This is a genomic window from Bacillus sp. ISL-34 (assembly GCF_018613325.1).
In the GTDB taxonomy this organism is placed as follows: Bacteria; Bacillota; Bacilli; order Bacillales; family DSM-1321; genus Peribacillus.
Window position 1 is genome coordinate 98,142 of record NZ_JAGGQJ010000018.1, and the last position, 18,915, is coordinate 117,056.

Sequence of the window (18,915 nt, forward strand, 5' to 3'; positions counted from 1 at the left end):
GAAAAAAGGGCTGTCTGTAAATTATGGACAGCCCTTTTTCTGTAAAAGATAATTATAATAGTATCGTAATTGTGGTTCCCTTATTTTCAATGCTGGTCAAATCAAGTTTACCTTCATGAGCCAGGATGATATCCCTTGCAATGGCCATTCCTAAACCGGTCCCATGTGTACTGGCAGTATTCGTACCTCGATAGTAGCGTTCAAAAACCTGTGCTAAATCTTTGGCGGGAATACCGCGGCCATTATCGGCAATGGTAATTTGGGTATGCAGTTCTGATTGTGGACCAATATCATCAATTTGTATTTTCACAACGACATTTTCCTCGTTATGCACGAGTGCATTATAGATAAGGTTAAAAATCGCCCGTTTCAGTAATTTTTTATCCACCTTATGTGTTGCTTTGTCCACATTTGCCACAAACTCAACCTGTTTTTCACCAAATTGTGAATCATTTAAAAGCTCGATCGTCATTTCTCTTATAAACCCTACGATATCAACATCTTCAAATTGCAAAGGAAGTCGTCGGTTTCGCAAACGCATCGTTAAATTCAGGTCATCCAATAAATCTTTCATATAAACGGACTGTCTATTAATAATGGATGTAAACTCATACAATTCCTGTGGTGTTAATTCTGTGGCGTTATCTTTCATCAATTCTGTATAACCATGGATGGAAGCAAGTGGTGTCTTCATGTCATGAGAAACATTGCTAATCCATTCCTCACGCATTTGATCGAGTTGATCACGTTCTTTTTCATACTGATCCAACTTCACCGATAGTTCATTCATATTGCGAAATACATCTTCATAAACGCCTTTTGGTATGCTCATTTTTTTAAAGCGCCGCTCCCGAAGCTGCTGAATCCCTTCTATTAATATGTTAAGCGGATTCGTTAATTTTTTTCCAAATAAGAATCCGATGACTAATGCAATGATGATATCCACGATTAAAAATATTACCAGTAAGATGTTAAAGTTTTTAAAAACTTTTTCATAATCATAGGTTATTACATAGCGGCCAATTTTCCGTTCCTTAACTCCAACAAAATAGCTGAAATTATGGGCTTCGCCGACAAAAACAGTCGTCTCTGCGTCAATTTCCTTATACTTATACATTTGGACGATTTCAACAGGAGAATATATGGTTTGCAGTTTTTTAGGTGTATAAAAGGCTGCAACTTGCTCACCCTTATCATTCAAAAATTGTATCCAGGCGTTATTGTTCCGCAGTTTTTCCAGCCCTTCTTCATTTACGATTGGCTTGTCATCTATCAGATCTACATATTGTGAAAATGTTCTGCTAAAGTTTTCTGCAGATACTTCTTCCGTCCCGAAATTATGCATGGCTCGATAAAAGAGTAGAGATATAAGTAAAATTGTATTTACGATCCCTACGATTACAACAATTGTCACAACGGATCCTAAAAAGCGCCGTGTCAATTTCCACTTCATCTTATTTCACCCTTGGTTTGTAATTTATAACCAAGCCCTTTAACGGTTATTAAAAAAGAAGGCTTTGAAGGATCTGCCTCGATTTTTTCGCGTAAACGTCGAATATGTACCATCACTGTATTATCAGAGCCAAAGAAGTCATCGCCCCACACATGTTCAAATAAAGTTTCCTTGCTCAAAATCTGATCCGGATGATGCATAAAACAGCTCATCAGTCCGATTTCTTTAGCTGTGAGCTCAAGCGTTTTGCCATCCTTTTTCACTTCATTTTCATTTTCACTAAGCTCAAAAGGACCAACTTGCCGTTTTTTCGGAGCAGCTTTTTCCTCTGAAAAGCTAGCACGCCTCAGCTGAGCCTTTACCCGATATGCAACTTCCTTCGGACTGAATGGCTTGGTTATATAATCATCCCCGCCAATCGCCAACCCTAAAAGCTTATCAATTTCCTCATCCTTTGCCGACAAAAATAAAATGGGCACATTCGACACTTCACGAATTTGCTTGCATAAATCATAGCCTTCACCATCTGGCAGCATAATATCTAGCAAGACTAGTGATGGATCGAACTTCACAAACTTTGCCCACCCATCCGAAATCGCCCCTGCCGTAATAATATTCGGGATACCTTCTTTATGTAAAACTGTCTCCATGAGACGTGCCAAATCTTCTTCATCGTCAATAATTAAAATCCACTGATCATTAGACATTCTTTTACCTCCCAAACATCGATCATACCCTACAGTATAGAGTACCCCTTAACAAAAAATAAGGGGAGGGAAAGTTTTTTTACGAACTCCTTCCATTATTTTCACGAAACAACTGGAAAAAACGTAAGTACCATTACATGAAAAATTACTGTAGAGATCAGGAATCATGATGCCAGGTCTTTATTTAGTTAAGCGAGTTTTCGAAAGAAGATCGTGCTTCATACTGATTTGGTAAAGGTTGTATGATAAACTGTTTAAAGTATTGTCAGGAAGATTATGCTATGTAATATGATTCAGGCATTCATTGTATTGACCCAAATCTTTCTATAAAAGTAAGCAGCGAATGTGGAAGAGTAAAAGGAGAAAAAATAATGGAAACAAAAAAGGTGTTACCCGTTCTTTTTTTAGTGATGTTTTTAGTCATGGTCGGATTTGGGATCATCATTCCCGTCATTCCGTTCCTTGCCGAAAAGGTTGGTGGCAGTCCTACTGAGCTTGGACTTTTAATGGCTGTTTATTCATTAATGCAATTATTTTTCGCCCCGGTGTGGGGACGTATATCTGACCGGATAGGACGTAAGCCTGTCATGATAATCGGGATTGCCGGCTTGGCTCTTTCGTTTTTCATCACGGCTTCGGCAGATTCCTTATGGGTATTATTTGTAGCAAGGATCATTGGCGGGATTTTGTCATCGGCAAACATGCCAACCGCAATGGCATATGTGGCTGATATTACTACGCCGGAAGATCGGGGAAAAGGGATGGGAATCATCGGGGCCGCTACAGGGCTTGGATTCATCTTTGGACCGGCGATTGGCGGGGCATTCTCCAAATCAAGTTTGAATTTACCTTTTTACATTGCTGGAGTATCCTCTTTGATTACTTTATTCTTAGTGATTGCAATACTGAAGGAATCACTTACAGTTGAAAAGAGGGCCCAGCAGTCAAAAAATAAAGAGTCCATGTGGAAAGCCTTTAAAGGGCCTCTTAAAACCATGTTTTTTCTGCAAATGATCGTCACCCTTTCAATGGCAGGACTCGAAACGACTTTTGCCTATTTTGCAGCCAAAAAGGCTGATATCAATCTTGTCCAATTAGGCTATATCTTTATGATCATGGGGGTTGGCAGTGCGATCGTTCAAGGTGGATTAGTGGGTAGGATGACAAAGAAATATGGGGAAGGCGCGGTCATCCGAATGGGGATCATCGTATCGGCAGTTGGTTTCATTCTCATCCTGTTTTCTTCCGGTTTTTGGACATCGGCGGTCTTCCTGACGATTTTCGGAGTGGGTAATGGATTCATCCGGCCGGCAATTTCGGCACTGCTGACCAAAAGTTCCATGACGGGCCATGGCAGTGTCACTGGACTGCTATCTTCCTTCGACTCGTTCGGCAGGATTGCAGGTCCTCCGATAGGCGGTTGGTTATTTTCGATTTCGATAGACTTACCATTTATATCGGGCGCGATCCTTTCCGTTTTTGCTTTGATCCTTTTTCAGTTATACCATGCACGGACACAGACTAGACAGGTCCATGCATCTCATTAATTTGATGGTGAACATAAAAACCCCCCATTTCTAAAAATGGGGGGACGCGAGCGGTGCTTGAATAGCACCGTTTTTTATTGAATCATATTGAGGAATTTACGTGTACGCGCTTCTTTAGGGTTTGTGAAAATCTGCTCTGGTGTTCCCCGCTCCATTATTTTTCCTTCATCCATGAAAATGACTTCGTCGGCGACTTCACGGGCGAAACGCATTTCATGGGTTACCACGATCATTGTCATGCCTTCTTCTTTCGCCAGGTCTTTCATGACCTGTAACACGTCTCCAACTAGTTCGGGATCTAAAGCGGAAGTGGGTTCATCGAATAGCATGACCTTAGGCTCCATGGCCAGGGCCCTTGCAATTCCGACTCGTTGCTGCTGTCCGCCGGACAATTGAAACGGATAAAAATCAATTTTTTCACCTAATCCCACTTTTGTAAGCAGGGAAGCAGCCGTTTCTTTCGCTTGATGTTTGGCTATGTTTTTTACGATGATGGGTCCTTCCATTACATTTTCCAATGCCGTTTTGTGGGGGAAGAGGTTATAGCTTTGGAAAACCATCCCTGTCAAACTGCGAAAAGATGTAATCGAATTTTTTCTAACGGGTTTTTTGAAGTCCATTATGGTTTCATCGATTTCAATCGTCCCGTCCGTGGGTACTTCAAGGAGATTCAAACAACGAAGAAAGGTTGTTTTACCTGAACCCGAAGGACCGATCAATACAATGACTTTACCTTGCTCCACTTCCAAATCGATACCCTTTAATACTTCAAGGTCACCAAACGATTTATGAAGATTCTTAATGTTGATCATTTTAAAATCTCCTTTAACTACTGCGGTTCTTATTTTGCTACATAACGATTAAGTCTGTCCTCTAAACTTCCTTGAATGAAAGATAGAATGGTACACAAAATCCAATATAAAGCAGCTGCTTCTATGTAAAGTAGTAGAAATTCATAGTTTTTTGCAGCGATTTCTTGAGCTTTACGGAATAATTCCGTTACAAGAATGAGTGATGCAAGCGATGTATCTTTTAAAAGGCTAATGAAAGTATTGGATAATGGGGGAATGGATACCCGTGCTGCCTGCGGCAAAATGATGCGCTTTAAAGCTTGGGTATATGTCATCCCGATTGAATAGCCTGCTTCCCATTGCCCTTTTGGTATGGATAAAATGGCTGCTCGGATAATTTCCGAAGCGTATGCTCCCACATTTAAAGAGAATCCTATAATAGCCGATATGAAAGGATTGATGGTTACACCTAAGTTTGGAAGTCCATAAAAAATGATAAATAATTGCACAAGTAAAGGTGTCCCGCGGATGATTGACACATATACACGCGCAATTATTTGAAGAATCCTAATGGAAGATAATCTAGCCAACGCTGTGAGTACAGCAAGAATAAGGCCAAGAACGAATGAGATCAATGTTAGTGGAATCGTATATTGAATAGCTCCCTCTATCATAGGATAGAGGGAGGTTTGAGCGATGGAAACAAGCTGGTTCATACGCTCGGGGTCGGTGAAAATATTACTTAGGAGAAACATCTTCACCAAACCATTTATCCGAGATTTTCGCGTATGTGCCGTCGTCTTTCATTGCTTTAAGTGCTTTGTTTACTTCTTCCACTAATTTGCCGCTGTCTTTTCTGAACATTAAACCACTTGCGACTCCGCTTTCTTCCTCATCAGCCACTTTGATAGGTGCATCCGGGTGTTGTTTTTTATAATCAAGGTACGATAATTTGTCATTGATCGTTGCATCCACACGTTTAGAACCAATAAGCTGCACGGATTGAGAAAATCCTTCAATACCTGTAACTTCAGCACCATGTGATTTGGCCAGTTCATTGTAGTTACTCGTTAAGGATTGTGCAGAGGTCTTGCCTTTCAAATCATCGAAGGATTTAATATCCGTATTATCCTTGTGTACAAGTAATACGGCTCCTGATTGAATATATGGGTCAGAGAAATCATATTTCTTTTGACGGTCTTCATCGATGCCCACTTGGTTTGCGATCATATCAAAGCGTTTAGCATCCAATCCTGCAAACATGCCGTCCCATTGTGTTTCCTTGAATTCAGCTTTCACTCCAAGGCGTTTTGCCACTTCTTTAGCAATTTCAACATCAAACCCCGTTAGTTTATCTGAATCATCGTGGAATGTGAAAGGAGGGTATGTACCTTCTGTTCCAACAGTTAATACGCCATCTTTTTTGACTTTATCATATAGACTTTCTTGTGAAGAAGATTTATTGTCGGTATCGTTTGCCTCATTTTTGGTATTGGTGCCACAAGCGGTAAGTACAACCGTGAAAGCTAACAATAGCGATAAAAGTGCAACCATTTTTTTCATTTGGGTAAACCTCCTAGTAATCTGATAGGGATTGATACTCTGTGATACTATACAAGAAAAGGAAAAAAGTCAATGAAAATAACTTACATCATTAGTGTTAATGAAACTTGGTGAATTATACGCCTTTTCACGCATTGAAGTGAAATAAAACTAAAAGAAAGATGTATCGTTATCCGAGGGAAGGAACTTAAAGAAAATGAACCGAAATCCATTCTAAGGGTCCAAAAAGCCCCTTTCCACGTCAACTATTAGCTAAGTGGAAGAGGGGCTTTTTGGACCGTCCAGAACTATTTCAGGATTCTTTTTTACTTAACGTTTTTTATGATTTTTATCCTCTACACTGACGAAGATAGGGTTCGAATAGAACCAAAGGTCTTTATAGTTACGTTTGTTTATTTCTGAAAAGCGTATTTCGTTATCCTCGATTTCAGTCTTTGCATCGATCAGCGGTTCACCGTCCATCGTTTCTCCAGGGACATTCTCCCCTAGATTCGTGCCGCGCAAACGGAAATATTGATCTTTATTTGCTTTTGCTTTGTAAGTGATGGTATGAAAACCATCGCGATCCGTTTTCCAGTCTTTACTTGTAAAACGTTTAACCACTTTTGTCGTATCATTGGTGGCTTTATTATAAGCAGGTGTTCCAGGTACTGCTTTCCCGGTTACTTCCCCGGAAATTAGATCCACGTGATCCACCTTGACGGGGTCCCCGTTATTGTTCTTTTGGGGGCTCTTAAATCGAATGGTGATCTTGATCATCTGTCCTTCCTTCACTTTAAGATCCCCGCCCATATCTGCCTTGTTGTTTCCGTTTTTAGCTTGGAAATCAAGGGCATCGATCAAGTCCCCAAAAACGGAGAAGGATTTCCCAGATCGCAAGCCATCAAGGACGGATTGCATCGATGATCCATTTACCCATGTATAATTCTTGGAATATTCTCCTGGCCAGTAACCGCTGGAGTATAGGCGGTTTTCACTGATTTCAAAATGGGAGTCCGAATTGGAAAAGTTCCAGAACTTACGACCTTCCCCAAGAAGCGCATCCCAAGCACCTCCTACCTTAGCAAGCATGTAATCGGAACCGCCATATGTACGGTTTTCCGGTGTTGTCAGATTTAAACCGCCTCTATCTGGCTCCATCTGGTTACCTGGCATACCTTCAAATCCGAACATGACATCCGGGGCGATATTATTGAAGTCGCGAAAATCAGATATTTTGTACACCCTTTTTCTTGATGGGTGGTTCAATATGGCATAACTTGTATTCTTATAATTTTTCTCAAGCCATGCCAATGCTGTTCGAGCATCCCCGGATGTCTTATTGGCTCTTTGATCCTGTGCTTTCCAGACGGCTACATCCTTAGAATCAAACATCTTTTCATCCTGATTGGTGAACAGATATTCAAACTGATTGCCAGCTTTCAGACTTTTCGGTGAGCCAGCCTGATCTCCCAAAATGCCTATGCCGACATGCTCGTATGTGGGCATATCCCATTCGAAGCCTGAAAAGATGACTTTGTTTTTAAATTTGCCCTCTTTTTGCAGTTGCTCCATTTTCGGGGCTTGATATTGAATGATTCCCTGAGACAGCGGTATCGGCCCGCCTGGAATCAAATTTCCCTCATCATCCCTTGAAGACATCCTCAAGTGGTCGGAAATTCCCATCCAATCCATACCATACTTATCAAATGCGTTATTTAGCAAGCTCTCAAGGCTCTGTGATCCCTCGGCATCATCGGACTGAGTGGTATGGGCATGATATTCCCCCTTCATCCATCTGCCTCCCGGATTTGTCTGATTGTCTTCTGCATCTTTTGCAGCAACCGCGACCGGAAGACCCTGAAAAAGGATGGCTATGCTTAGAACCGATACTGTGAAAGCCCTGAACTTATTAATCATCTTACCGGCACCCTCCATATATTGAAAAAATGTTGAACAAGCTAATTTTATTGTAAAAATATTAAGAACCCGTTTGGGGGGAGTATGGATTTTGTAAATGAAAGGTTTGCTTCCATTATATGTTATGGGGCGGTGACAGCGGGGGCTTGAAACAAAAAAGGCTGTAGAGAAAATTTTCTTTCTCTACAACCTGCGCCAACTATTTTGCAGTAAAAATTATTTAGCTTCGAGTAGATTGATATGATCTACAGTTTGATCTTCACCGACAATGAATTGCAATTCATAATTTCCTGTCTTATAAATATAGTTGATTTCATTCGTACTGGAAATATGGCGTATTTCGTCAGCACTGCCGAGTTGTTTTCCTAAAACTTTAGGAGTGATGCTTCCTAGATTATGGTTCCGTTCTACATTTGTCCCAAAATATCGGATTTGTGAGATGGTTTTGTCATCGTTATAGGCAAATGCAAATCCTGGATGCCCCATTTCTGCATGGTAATAGTCAAAAGTTTCATCTGTGTTACCTGGCTCAGGGGGAGAACCAAATATCTCATATACTTCTTTTTGGGTGTTTTCATTAATTTTCAAACCCATGGCAGTATAAGGCATTTCCCCTGAAAAAGCTTTGTTGTGGATTTCATGTAAGGTGGTAAGAGCGTGTTCCTTAGCTATGCCAGAAGTGGAATCCATTGTGGATACAGCTCCAACCGGTTCTGTTGAAAACGATGTACCTGCCCCTAAAAGAGAACCGGTTAGAATAACGGCGCTAACCATTCTGACCGCTGGTTTTTTAGATAACATTTCTTATCCCTCCTATATCATTACTTTTCCACAATTTTCTAACACAAAACATTTTCTTGGGGCAATTGGGTAGTTTGAGCATGATGGTCATTTGAAACCCGCCCCATACCTGATCTGTACACCTCATGGCCTCTCATCATGTGAAAATTGCTGGACCGCGTGATTTAGAGAATATATAACAAAGATTATAAATTTGAAAAGGGAGGAGCTGTCTTGAACTCATAATTCATGCCTTCGAAAAAATAAAGGGGCTTCATCATGATGAAACACCCTTTGAAAATGATGCAATTAATCCCAAACGCTAATTCTAGGAACTCCAGCAGTTCTTAAGTAGTCCAATAATTGACCAGTATGTACAGATTCATGATAAGCGATCCTTAGCAACATATCTCCTAAATCCCTGATATACCCAATATCGGAGCGATCAATTTTAATGGAGGATAAGTCGTCCTCACTGAAGGATATGATTGTTTCCAAAAAATCACGCCTGTAAGGTTCCGCAAAGTTTAATTCGGCATCTACAGAGATAAGCGGCTGTTTTTCAAAGGGTGATTCATAAACGGGTAAGCTGCCTTGATTTTTAATAGATAAATGATAGTAATGCTCACTATCAAGGACATGTCTAACCATTTCTAAACAGCTCATTGCCTTATCGTCCGGTTTCCAATGGAGTGTGCCTTTAGGTATTGAAGTCCATAGTTTAATGTTTCTTCTTCTAACCTCTTCCAGATTCAAGATGATAAGTTCTATCGATTTCATAAAGATCCCCCTTTTTGCAGGTATACATTCACTATACACGAATGGAAGGTGAAAATAATGGAATCATTTGAAAATATAGAAAATTTAACGAACTATTTGAGGTGGTGAATTATTGCGTATTCCTACTATTATTTATACAGCTCCTGTTAAAAGAGAGTACAGGGAAAAAGCCTATGAATTCGTGCAGAATTTACAGGCGGTTTCATTCCCTATTTTTTTGGAGAAACACATGATTCATATTTATCATGGGTAAAACAGATTGTATTTTTCACAATCTATCTTCATAATTACGCAAAGCGGGGGCAGGAGGCCCTTGTTATATAAAGGATTGAATTAGAATGTCATCTTGATAAGTTAAAATTGGCTTAAAGCCAAAGTCTTTAAATTTTTGCAATGCTTCAGGGTTATTTTTGTTTACCAAACCGGACACTGCAAGGATCCCTTTTTCTCTTGCATGAGCTACTAATTCCGGTAAAAGGGATTGCATAATTCCCTTTCCTCTATATTTCTTGTCAATGACCACATAATTAACATGAGCGACTTTATATAAATAAAGATTATAACAAAGAAATCCCACTACTTTACCTTTATCATTACAAATCACAAGTACCTTATGTGACTTTTGCAAAATTTTATGCACTGTATCAGACGAAACCCGAAAATTACTTACCGTAATATCCGTTAATTTCTTGATATCTTTGTTAGGTTTCCAGTCTCGAAAATACATCATAACTTCTCCTTTTTCTCTATTAAACCAAATTGCGGATATCATATTATTGTTTATTAATATGGAAACCCTTTAGAATATTCCAAAGGGCTTCCATGTTAATCTCAAAAAAGAAATCTCTTAATTCCTTCTGAATTCCTTCATTGAAGTAGGTTCCTTGATTGAAGTACCTCTATTATTGTTTAATAAATCATTTAAGATTCTCCCCAAGGCAGACCTGCCTCTGCTATTTCCACTTCCGGAATTTCCAGTTCTGGAGCCACCAGTTCTTCTTAGTTTTTTGTTTGACACTGCAATCATCCCTTTGTTTTATAAATTTCCACATTACTAATCTATGTGTAATATTCCTTTTTGCTTGGACAAGTTCACCATTTGCACGAGTATGCGTTATGTATTGGTGATACCAGCTAATGTAATAATATGGTATAATTGTGAAGTAATTCACAAAAAGGGTCGTCTGGTTATCATTGGACCTATTCACTCATAAAAGAAAGCGGGTTGGTTATATGCTGAAGAAAGTGATTTTAGCTGGCGGGACTGGTTTTGTCGGTCAATACTTTGAAAAGCATTTCAGGAATTTGGGATATGAGGTAAGGATCATCTCCAGACAAACCCCGCATACTGGCTGGGAAGATATAGAAGGAATAAGGGAAACGATCGATAATTCGGATATGTTAATCAACCTAGCAGGAAAAACGGTCAATTGCCGCTACAATGCCAAGAATAAGAAAGAAATATTGGATTCACGAACTGATACGACTGAAGTGCTAGGTAAGGCGATTGAACAATGTGAAAATCCTCCTTCATTATGGATAAACTCAAGTACGGCAACGATATACAGGCATGCTGAGGATAAACCAATGACGGAGGGTGATGGTGTAATCGGTTCAGGCTTTTCCGTAGAAGTGGCGAAAGCGTGGGAACGCTCTTTTTTCGATTTCCGCTTACCCAAGACGAGACAAATAGCTTTACGGATCGCCATTGTATTGGGAGATGGGGGAGTGATGACCCCATATAGGAATTTGGTTAAATTCGGACTGGGAGGCCATCAAGGATCAGGAAATCAGAAATTCAGTTGGATACATATAGAAGATTTATTTAACATTGTCCTTTTTCTGAGAAAGAATCAGGAGTTGAGCGGGGTGTTCAATTGTTCATCGCCGCATCCAGTTACAAATCGTGAATTGATGGCTCATTTGAGAAAACTCATGAATATTAGGATAGGACTGCCCTGTCCAACACCCATGCTTGAAATGGGGGCTTTCTTTATGGGTACCGAAACGGAATTGATATTAAAAAGCAGGTGGGTCATACCTGAGAGATTGGAAAGGGCGGGGTATGCATTTAAATTCCATTATCTTGATGAGGCTCTGGAACAGATATTGATGAATTCTTAAAATACTCGAGATAGATTGCTATAATGATAGATAGAAATCATTAATGGAGGGGAATTGTAGAATGAATATGACTCCATCTGAAAAAGTCGGAAGATTCACAACAGCGATATTTTCAGAGTTGGCGGCCCGCAAGCAGGACGCAATGAAACGAGGGCTGGATGTTATTGATTTGAGTGTAGGAAGTCCGGATTTACCACCGCCGGATTTCGTAGTGGATACGCTTGTGAAGTATGCGCAAGATCCCAATTCCTACGGGTATACGTTAAAAGGTACACCTGAATTCCATGAGGCAGTCCGTTATTTTTATCGGAAGCGTTATGGAGTGGAGCTTGATGCAGAAAGGGAAGTCCTCCAACTGATGGGATCGCAGGATGGCCTTGCACACTTGGCAACGGCGATGATAAACCCTGGAGATTATGTGCTGGTGCCAGATCCGGGATATCCGATTTATGAAGCGAGTGTAGAGCTTGCAGGCGGAATCATTCATCCGATGCCGCTTACTGCCGAAAATGGATTCCTGCCGCAGCTCAACGGAATTCCGGATGAAATAGTGAGAAAAACCAAAATGATGATCATCAGTTATCCAGGAAATCCAGTCACCGCCCTTGCTGATGAAGCATTCTTTTCGGAGGTCATATCGTTTGCGAAAAAGAACGAGATCATGGTGGTTCACGATTTTGCTTATTCCGAGTTGATTTTTGATGATCATCCGCAAATAAGCTTTATGTCCATTCCGGATGCCAAGGAAGTGGGGATTGAATTTAACTCACTTTCCAAAACATTTAATATGGCCGGCTGCCGCATTGGATATGCGGTGGGCAATCGAGAGGCGCTGAACATCCTGGGAACGTTGAAATCGCACATCGATTATGGGGTTTTTTATCCTATCCAAAAAGCTGCCGAGATGGCGCTAACTTCCAATCTTTCGCTGTTATCCGAACAGGTCAAGGAATACGAGTCCCGACGAGATGCCTTAATATCAGGTCTTGCAAAAGGGGGATGGCATGTACCGAAAACCTCAGCTACGATGTTTATTTGGGCAAGAATTCCTGCTGGCTGGAAATCACGGGAGTTTTCCTATGCATTGATTGAAAAAGCAGGGGTCACGGTCGTTCCAGGCGATGCTTTTGGGAAGCAGGGTGAAGGGTATGTTCGAATGGCCTTGGTCCAGCCGGCCGAAAGATTGACAGAAGCTGCTGAACGGATCCGATCGTTTTTGGAGGAAAAAATTGAAGTGTGACAGCTTTCAATATAATCAGGTTATAAATTGGCTCAGCAGTATAAACGGTTTTGGCTGACAGGGGACTTGCCGCCAGTATCCATTCCGGGTGAGATTGAGAGAAAAGGTTTGCCGACGGTGACTTCCAAATGACCTGTAGAGTCAGAAGCTTATTTACTATAGGAAGGAATCAACTGGCACGCTGAGGAGAATATAGAGCTAGAGGAAGTTGTTGATTACTTGTTAAAGTGAGGCACTCTCTAGTGTTTTTTAAAACTACCATGAAGTTTAAGAGAAGGTCCATCCCCGGATGGGCTTTTTTTGTTTTGGAAACTAGAGCGATAGATTATTTCATGTAATTTCCGAACGTAAAAAGGACAAGCCGCATAATATATAGCAAGTCCGCAACCATTTTCAATGAAGCGGACTTAATATGATAGAGAGGGGGAAAAGCAATGATCAACTGGAAAGTGCGTCTTAAGAATCCGACGTTTATATTCACTGTACTCCTTCCTGGGCTTTTATTATTGGCGCAGATGGTTGCCGCGTTCATAAACAATTTCATTACCCCTATAGGCTTTACCATTACTGATGATGCATTGAACGGGGCTTTAGGCATCATTAACTTCATAGCGCTTACATTCTTTGGGGTCGGCGGTGTGGTCGATCATACCACTAAAGGTCTAGGCGACAGTGAGAATGCACGACAATACGAGGAGCCTAAGTAATGGGCACTATTCTTTCATCTATTGAAGAGTAGAATATACCAGATAACACCGTTACTTGCTACACAACGGCGTTATTTGGTTATTTGTTTTTTTGCAGATAATGGCCCCAAATGATTTTTGGTCTGAAAACCGAAATGCAACATACATTTAAAATTGTGGTTCATTTTCAGTTTGGGGAGGAAAAAGGATGAGTTATAGTTTACCAGTTTCAAAATGGCTTGCAGCGATAGTTTTGATCGGAGCATTATTGATGGCATTCATTTTCAGTCCGGCTAATGCTTCAGCCTCTATCAATTATGGTGATGAAGTTGCCGCTTTGGCAAAGAAGCAGGTCGGAAGCAAATATAAATATGGGGGGACGACCCCAAAAGGGTTTGATGCTAGCGGTCTTACCCAGTATGTATATAAAAATGCCGCAACAGAAATGAAGATTCCGAGAACGAGTGCGGAACAGTATAAAATCGGAAAGGCCGTGAAGCAAAAAGACTTAAAAGCGGGCGATTTGGTCTTCTATGCCACAGGTAAGAAAGGGCAGGTCTCTTTTGTAGGAATCTATTATGGAAATGGTACATTTGTCGGGACCACCACCAAAGGGGTCAAAGTAGTCAAAATGAGTGATAAGTATTGGAATGAAAAATATATCGGAGCGAAACGAGTCATTAAGTAACAATCTGATGTTCGTATGAAAAAAGTCCAGCAATAAAAAGAGCATCGAAAACCGATGCACTCAGTTTGTAGACAAAAGGGGTTCGGAATTAAAAAATTCCGAACCCTTTTGAAATTCCCTTTGAATTTTAGGCTAAAGTTAAGAGATTGGTGCTCTACGAGCACACTATGTTAGGTCATATTTGGACCTTGCCATATCCAATTGGCCATCTTCTTTAAATTAATGGCAGCGAAAGTAAGCATCGCCTGCATCGACAATTTTTTATGTCCCCTTAAAGTAGTCCAACGTATACCATGCTTTTCTTTTGCATCTGCGAATACACGCTCAATCGTTCCTTTACGTTTCGCATATATAGGTTTTACCTCTTGATGATGACGCAGATGAACTGCTTCTTCCACATTTGTTTGCCAGATATGCCGTGTCACCACTTTTTGATAGTCTTTGCTTCTGTACACCGTGATAAAGATGAGCATGTGGCACAGATGTGTTTTGGCTATTTGTCGCGATATCCCTCTTTATTTGTTGTTGAGTACTTTAATAGCTCACCCGAAGGGCAAAGGTAACAATCAAAATGTTCATCGTATACATGGAAACCATAGCCTAAGAACCAACGGTAAGCCATATTTGTTTCAACTTCATCAATTGTTTTACACATTGAACGAATACCGAAGGTATATTGAATGAAAGTCAGTTTGACCAATAATTGGGTTCAGGCACCAGTTGATCTAAAGTAACCATTTCAAGTTGATTACGCTGAATAGAATCATGTTTAGAAAGCATCTTCATCACCTCAAGTTTTTTTAATTCTATTTTAAAACAATAAAGACTTTAGGCAAAATGGTTCTATCTAAAAGTTAAAACAAAGTTGATTGGAACGGAGGGTGCGAGACTCCTGCGGGAAAAGCGAGTCCAGGGGAGACCCCGCAAGGCGCAAAGTCGCCGAGGAGGCTCCCGGACCGCCCGCGGAAAGCGAGTGCCTGGAGTGGAAATCAACGTTCAAATTGCACAAACCCCTAAAAAAAACTGTAGACAAAATCGATTTTCATCGAGTTTGTCTACAGTTCAGAGCATCGAAAACCGATGCTCTTTTTGCTAGTCATTTCCGGGTTCATTCATTCAATGATGATATCCGTTAAAACAACATTGCCATTACGAACCTTGACGACGGCCACTGAAGGATTGACCAATGCGTCCTTCTCCATTTCCTTTGCCTTTTCTTCGGATGCGAAATAATTGTCCAGACCGTATCTGATCTGAATGGTTTCAGCATTTTGCAGGTCATATGGGATTTCCAATTCCCCTTTTAGGTAAACGCCATTGCCTGGTTTTTCTTTCGTTACGTAATCTACAACGTATAGTCCATCCTTATTTTGTTTTAAACGTACATATACCTTTTTAAAATCACCCATATTTCTTGTATGGAACAGGGGTTTAATCGAGTCATCGACTTGTGATGGCTTAACGGATTCAATTTCGTATTTCAAAGCCACATAGCTTCCCCGAAACAAGTCAGTCGGGTCGATAGGGGCTGTTTTGATCTTGATTACATCTCCTGTCATTGTTGTCAAGACCGGAGGAAACGCCAAGACTAACAGAATCAAGACTGGAATGGAAAATACGATGAGTGGCCGGAATGATGGATTATTCATTGAGTTCCCCTCCTTTTTTTCGTTGATTTTCAAAGAAGAAGCCAAAACCGATAAGCATGATTCCGCCGATGATGAATGTAAGCGATTTTGGCAGGAAGTCAAAGGAATAGATGTAATATCTGAAAATCAGTACACATATAATCACGATGCTGGTCAAACTGCCTTTTAGTATGAGATATAGCAGAAAAACGAAATAAGCTAAAGGGAACCAGATTGAAAAATCAAAGGTAAGGAAGAGTGCAGTAATACCATGTAAGATATGCCCTTGTATGTGGGTGATGTTTTGTAATTTGCCTCTTACAGGAATATAGGCAAGTACGATTCCCAGCACAAACAGAATGGAAAGGACAATCGTATTCGAATTTTCAAACCCCAGCTTCGGCACGAATTCCATAAGAAATAAGGCAATTGTATTGATGGTTAAAGCGTTAATGACAAAGGTCAGATATTTAGGGTAATCGAATTTCTTTAACAAAAAGTATAAAGCCGGTAGAAATATAAGAATGGCAAGCGGATAAGACGTTTCATCAACGAATATACTTCCGTTAATATAAATGAAAAGCAGGAAAGATGTAAAAAGGAGAACGAAGACATCCTTCAAATAGTATCCAATGAATACAGCACCGATCGCCCATAATAAAAAGGAACTGTTGAAATTGATGCTGATGTTAAACATCTGCTCGATTAGAAAAATCCCTGCACCAAAGATCAGAATACCTGTATAATGCAGACTTCGTGACGTTTTGGGAAAGCGTGCCTGCACCTTCACACCAGCAAAGTTCACTCCGATGAGGCATGCAATGATAAGCAGGAATTTAACCGCTTTACTTAAATAGATCCAGTTGCTGGCTACGAAGGTCAATACGCCTAAACCTAAAAGAAGTGCGCCAATGGATAATAGAATAGTGATGAAGCTCAAATTACCTTTTACATCATAGGAACCTAACATCCTCACCTTCTCTTGCTGGGAGATGACTCCTTCCTTTTCAAGGTAATTAAATTCATGTTCAAGAAAATCGAATTGCTTTTTTGTTATTTCTTTGTTGGCCAAAGTAACTCCTCCTTCCACATTTTACTATTATACATCGTATTCTCTTGCAGCTTTGAATATAATGTTAATTTTCTTCTACCCTTATTGAAATGCATGTAGTACCAAAAATTCAGTACCTTGCAATAAACAGTACCATGTGGTAAATTATTTACATAAGATGTATTGTTCGGTGACCAGTACTGTTTATTGAACTATACTAAAGGACTCTTGGAAGGAGTGATGGTGCTATGAATGTACAATTTAAGAAAGGTGTCCTGGAACTATGTGTCCTGGTCTTACTGGATAAGCAGGATCGCTATGGATATGAACTTGTACAGAAGATTTCTGACCAAATTGAAATATCGGAAGGGTCGGTATATCCACTTTTACGACGATTGACGAAGGAAGAGTATTTTACGACATATTTGCAAGAATCAACAGAAGGGCCTCCGCGCAAGTATTATAAATTAACGGACAAAGGCCGGAGATACCTTCAAGAGCTGCTGACGGAATGGAATGAATTTTCCAATGGGGTCAATCAATTAATCAAGGAAGGTGTGAACCAATGAATAAAGAACAATTTTTAAAACAATTGAATGCCTCTTTAACCAGACTTTCCTTAGAGGAACGGGAAGATATCCTTCAAGATTACGAAGAGTATTTCGAAATTGGAATGGAAGAAGGGAAGTCAGAGCAGGAAATCTCCAATTCCCTTGGGAATCCTAAACAGATTTCCAAGGAACTGATGGCATCCTATCATCTTGGTCAGGTCGAACAAACGACTTCTGCAGGTAATGTAATGCGGGCGGTTTGGGCAGTCATTGGTTTGGGATTCTTTAATTTAGTGATCGTTTTGGGACCATTTATAGCATTGATCGGAGTTGTCATTGCAGGATGGGCTTCGGCGATCGCTTTCATTCTTGCTCCTATTGGCGTTCTTTTTAACCTTGCGCTAGGTAACTTTCAATTATTCGATCTTTTCTTCGCATTGGGACTTTGCGGGATTGGCATTTTCATAGCCATGGGAATGTTTGTCGCTACGAGTGCTTTAACTAAAGGATTCATTCGCTATTTAAAATTTAACGCTTCCCTTGTGAAAGGCGGTTTTAAAAATGATTAATGTAAAAAAATTATCGATCATTGCACTTGCATTGTTACTGGTCGGAGTAATAGGAAGTCTGTTTACGTTCTCCCAAGTGACGAATAAGGAAGCGACTACAGAGGAAAAAACGATTTCGGAGATCGTGACGGACATTCAGATCGACACTGACAATGCAGCTGTAGAGATCGTTCCAACGAAGGATAAGGAGACCAGGATTGAATTGGTTTCAAAAGGGATGGATGTTTCCAAGTTGGATTTCACTGCAGATGTGGAAGGGAAGAAGCTTTCGGTACAATTAAAAGATCGACGTACCTTTAGCTTTGGTTTTCATATTCACTCCTTACATTTAAAGTTGTATGTGCCTGATGAATCTTATAAATCCTTTGTCGTCGAATCCGATAATGGAAAATTGCAAATATCAGGATTGAAAAGTGAAGATCTAAATGTGAAATCTCAAAATGGCCGGGTAGAATTAAATGATATAATAACCGAAAAAGTTGAAGTGAAATCTGCTAATGGAAAAGTAGAACTTAATAATGTGGAGGGAAAACTGGTTGGGTCATCGAATAACGGTAAAATCACATTGGTCACGAAAGACTTGGATAGGGAGATCAACTTCGAAAGTAATAATGGTAAAATCATGATCAAAACGGAGAATGAACCGACAAATACAACTTTCGATGTTCATGTTGACAATGGGAGAGTGGATATCCTTGGTAAGTATGAGGGCGATACTGTCATTGGCAAAGGTGAAAACTTAGTGAAATTGGAAACGAATAATGGGAAAATCGAGATAACGAAATAGTCGTGAAGCATGAAAAAACCGATCCAATTGGGATCGGCTTTTTTCAATTATGCAGCCATTGCTGGAAGCTG

The 18,915-nt window shown here is 40.2% G+C and carries 19 protein-coding genes and 1 pseudogene; 8 read left to right on the plus strand and 12 right to left on the minus strand.

What is annotated here, in order from left to right:
* Nucleotides 1–52: 52 nt before the first annotated feature.
* A complete protein-coding gene (locus tag J7E52_RS13995) occupies nucleotides 53–1,453 on the minus strand; it encodes a sensor histidine kinase (RefSeq protein WP_214747419.1) in 1,401 nt (466 codons plus the stop codon).
* Nucleotides 1,450–2,160, minus strand: coding sequence for a response regulator transcription factor (locus J7E52_RS14000; RefSeq protein ID WP_214747421.1), 711 nt, complete (start codon nucleotides 2,158–2,160; stop codon nucleotides 1,450–1,452). The genes J7E52_RS13995 and J7E52_RS14000 overlap by 4 nt, the downstream gene beginning before the upstream one ends.
* A 371-nt stretch (nucleotides 2,161–2,531) precedes the next feature.
* Between J7E52_RS14000 and J7E52_RS14005 the strand changes: the two genes are divergently transcribed.
* Complete coding sequence (locus J7E52_RS14005) at nucleotides 2,532–3,707, plus strand: MFS transporter (RefSeq protein WP_214747423.1); 1,176 nt, start codon at nucleotides 2,532–2,534, stop codon at nucleotides 3,705–3,707.
* 74 nt (nucleotides 3,708–3,781) lie between these two features.
* Here the strand turns inward: J7E52_RS14005 and J7E52_RS14010 are convergent, their stop codons facing one another.
* From J7E52_RS14010 to J7E52_RS14040, 7 genes are all read right to left on the minus strand, one after another.
* Entirely contained in the window at nucleotides 3,782–4,519 is a 738-nt protein-coding gene (locus J7E52_RS14010; protein WP_214747425.1) for an amino acid ABC transporter ATP-binding protein, read from the minus strand.
* 29 nt (nucleotides 4,520–4,548) lie between these two features.
* Nucleotides 4,549–5,253, minus strand: a complete 705-nt coding sequence (locus tag J7E52_RS14015) for an amino acid ABC transporter permease (protein WP_214747599.1) — start codon at nucleotides 5,251–5,253, stop codon at nucleotides 4,549–4,551.
* The gene (locus J7E52_RS14020; RefSeq protein WP_214747427.1) at nucleotides 5,237–6,061 is read right to left on the minus strand and encodes an amino acid ABC transporter substrate-binding protein; all 825 of its coding nucleotides are present in this window, start codon (nucleotides 6,059–6,061) and stop codon (nucleotides 5,237–5,239) included. Before J7E52_RS14020 ends, J7E52_RS14015 begins: the two co-directional genes overlap by 17 nt.
* Before the next feature lie 309 nt (nucleotides 6,062–6,370).
* The gene (locus tag J7E52_RS14025) at nucleotides 6,371–7,960 is read right to left on the minus strand and encodes a PHP domain-containing protein (protein WP_214747430.1); all 1,590 of its coding nucleotides are present in this window, start codon (nucleotides 7,958–7,960) and stop codon (nucleotides 6,371–6,373) included.
* Nucleotides 7,961–8,176: 216 nt separating this feature from the next.
* Entirely contained in the window at nucleotides 8,177–8,761 is a 585-nt protein-coding gene (locus J7E52_RS14030) for a YjgB family protein (protein WP_214747433.1), read from the minus strand.
* 288 nt (nucleotides 8,762–9,049) lie between these two features.
* The gene (locus tag J7E52_RS14035) at nucleotides 9,050–9,520 is read right to left on the minus strand and encodes a DinB family protein (RefSeq protein WP_214747436.1); all 471 of its coding nucleotides are present in this window, start codon (nucleotides 9,518–9,520) and stop codon (nucleotides 9,050–9,052) included.
* A gap of 316 nt (nucleotides 9,521–9,836) precedes the next feature.
* The gene (locus J7E52_RS14040; RefSeq protein WP_214747439.1) at nucleotides 9,837–10,250 is read right to left on the minus strand and encodes a GNAT family N-acetyltransferase; all 414 of its coding nucleotides are present in this window, start codon (nucleotides 10,248–10,250) and stop codon (nucleotides 9,837–9,839) included.
* Between the two features lie 503 nt (nucleotides 10,251–10,753).
* On the opposite strand from J7E52_RS14040, the gene J7E52_RS14045 reads away from it, so the two are divergent.
* The 4 genes from J7E52_RS14045 to J7E52_RS14060 all read left to right on the plus strand — a co-directional run bounded on the left by J7E52_RS14045 (nucleotide 10,754) and on the right by J7E52_RS14060 (nucleotide 14,258).
* Nucleotides 10,754–11,644 carry a TIGR01777 family oxidoreductase gene (locus tag J7E52_RS14045; RefSeq protein WP_214747442.1) on the plus strand — a complete coding sequence of 297 codons (891 nt, stop codon included), beginning with the start codon at nucleotides 10,754–10,756 and terminating at the stop codon, nucleotides 11,642–11,644.
* 61 nt (nucleotides 11,645–11,705) lie between these two features.
* Nucleotides 11,706–12,884 carry an LL-diaminopimelate aminotransferase gene (locus tag J7E52_RS14050; protein WP_214747444.1) on the plus strand — a complete coding sequence of 393 codons (1,179 nt, stop codon included), beginning with the start codon at nucleotides 11,706–11,708 and terminating at the stop codon, nucleotides 12,882–12,884.
* A 434-nt stretch (nucleotides 12,885–13,318) separates the two neighbouring features.
* A complete protein-coding gene (locus J7E52_RS14055) occupies nucleotides 13,319–13,591 on the plus strand; it encodes a phage holin (protein WP_214747447.1) in 273 nt (90 codons plus the stop codon).
* A gap of 187 nt (nucleotides 13,592–13,778) precedes the next feature.
* Nucleotides 13,779–14,258, plus strand: coding sequence for a C40 family peptidase (locus tag J7E52_RS14060; protein ID WP_214747450.1), 480 nt, complete (start codon nucleotides 13,779–13,781; stop codon nucleotides 14,256–14,258).
* Between the two features lie 170 nt (nucleotides 14,259–14,428).
* Here J7E52_RS14060 and J7E52_RS14065 read toward each other — a convergent pair.
* From J7E52_RS14065 to J7E52_RS14075, 3 genes and pseudogenes are all read right to left on the minus strand, one after another.
* A pseudogene (locus J7E52_RS14065) lies at nucleotides 14,429–14,847 on the minus strand (transposase); the annotation flags it as partial.
* 523 nt (nucleotides 14,848–15,370) lie between these two features.
* A complete protein-coding gene (locus J7E52_RS14070) occupies nucleotides 15,371–15,907 on the minus strand; it encodes a GDYXXLXY domain-containing protein (RefSeq protein WP_214747453.1) in 537 nt (178 codons plus the stop codon).
* Nucleotides 15,900–16,958, minus strand: a complete 1,059-nt coding sequence (locus J7E52_RS14075; protein WP_214747455.1) for a DUF2157 domain-containing protein — start codon at nucleotides 16,956–16,958, stop codon at nucleotides 15,900–15,902. The genes J7E52_RS14070 and J7E52_RS14075 overlap by 8 nt, the downstream gene beginning before the upstream one ends.
* 227 nt (nucleotides 16,959–17,185) lie before the next feature.
* Between J7E52_RS14075 and J7E52_RS14080 the strand changes: the two genes are divergently transcribed.
* Genes J7E52_RS14080 through J7E52_RS14090 form a run of 3 tightly spaced genes read left to right on the plus strand, consistent with a single transcriptional unit; the run spans nucleotide 17,186 to nucleotide 18,844 of the window.
* Nucleotides 17,186–17,506, plus strand: a complete 321-nt coding sequence (locus J7E52_RS14080; RefSeq protein ID WP_061461705.1) for a PadR family transcriptional regulator — start codon at nucleotides 17,186–17,188, stop codon at nucleotides 17,504–17,506.
* Complete coding sequence (locus J7E52_RS14085) at nucleotides 17,503–18,057, plus strand: DUF1700 domain-containing protein (protein WP_214747458.1); 555 nt, start codon at nucleotides 17,503–17,505, stop codon at nucleotides 18,055–18,057. The genes J7E52_RS14080 and J7E52_RS14085 overlap by 4 nt, the downstream gene beginning before the upstream one ends.
* Nucleotides 18,050–18,844 carry a DUF4097 family beta strand repeat-containing protein gene (locus J7E52_RS14090; RefSeq protein ID WP_214747461.1) on the plus strand — a complete coding sequence of 265 codons (795 nt, stop codon included), beginning with the start codon at nucleotides 18,050–18,052 and terminating at the stop codon, nucleotides 18,842–18,844. The genes J7E52_RS14085 and J7E52_RS14090 overlap by 8 nt, the downstream gene beginning before the upstream one ends.
* Nucleotides 18,845–18,915: the final 71 nt, after the last annotated feature.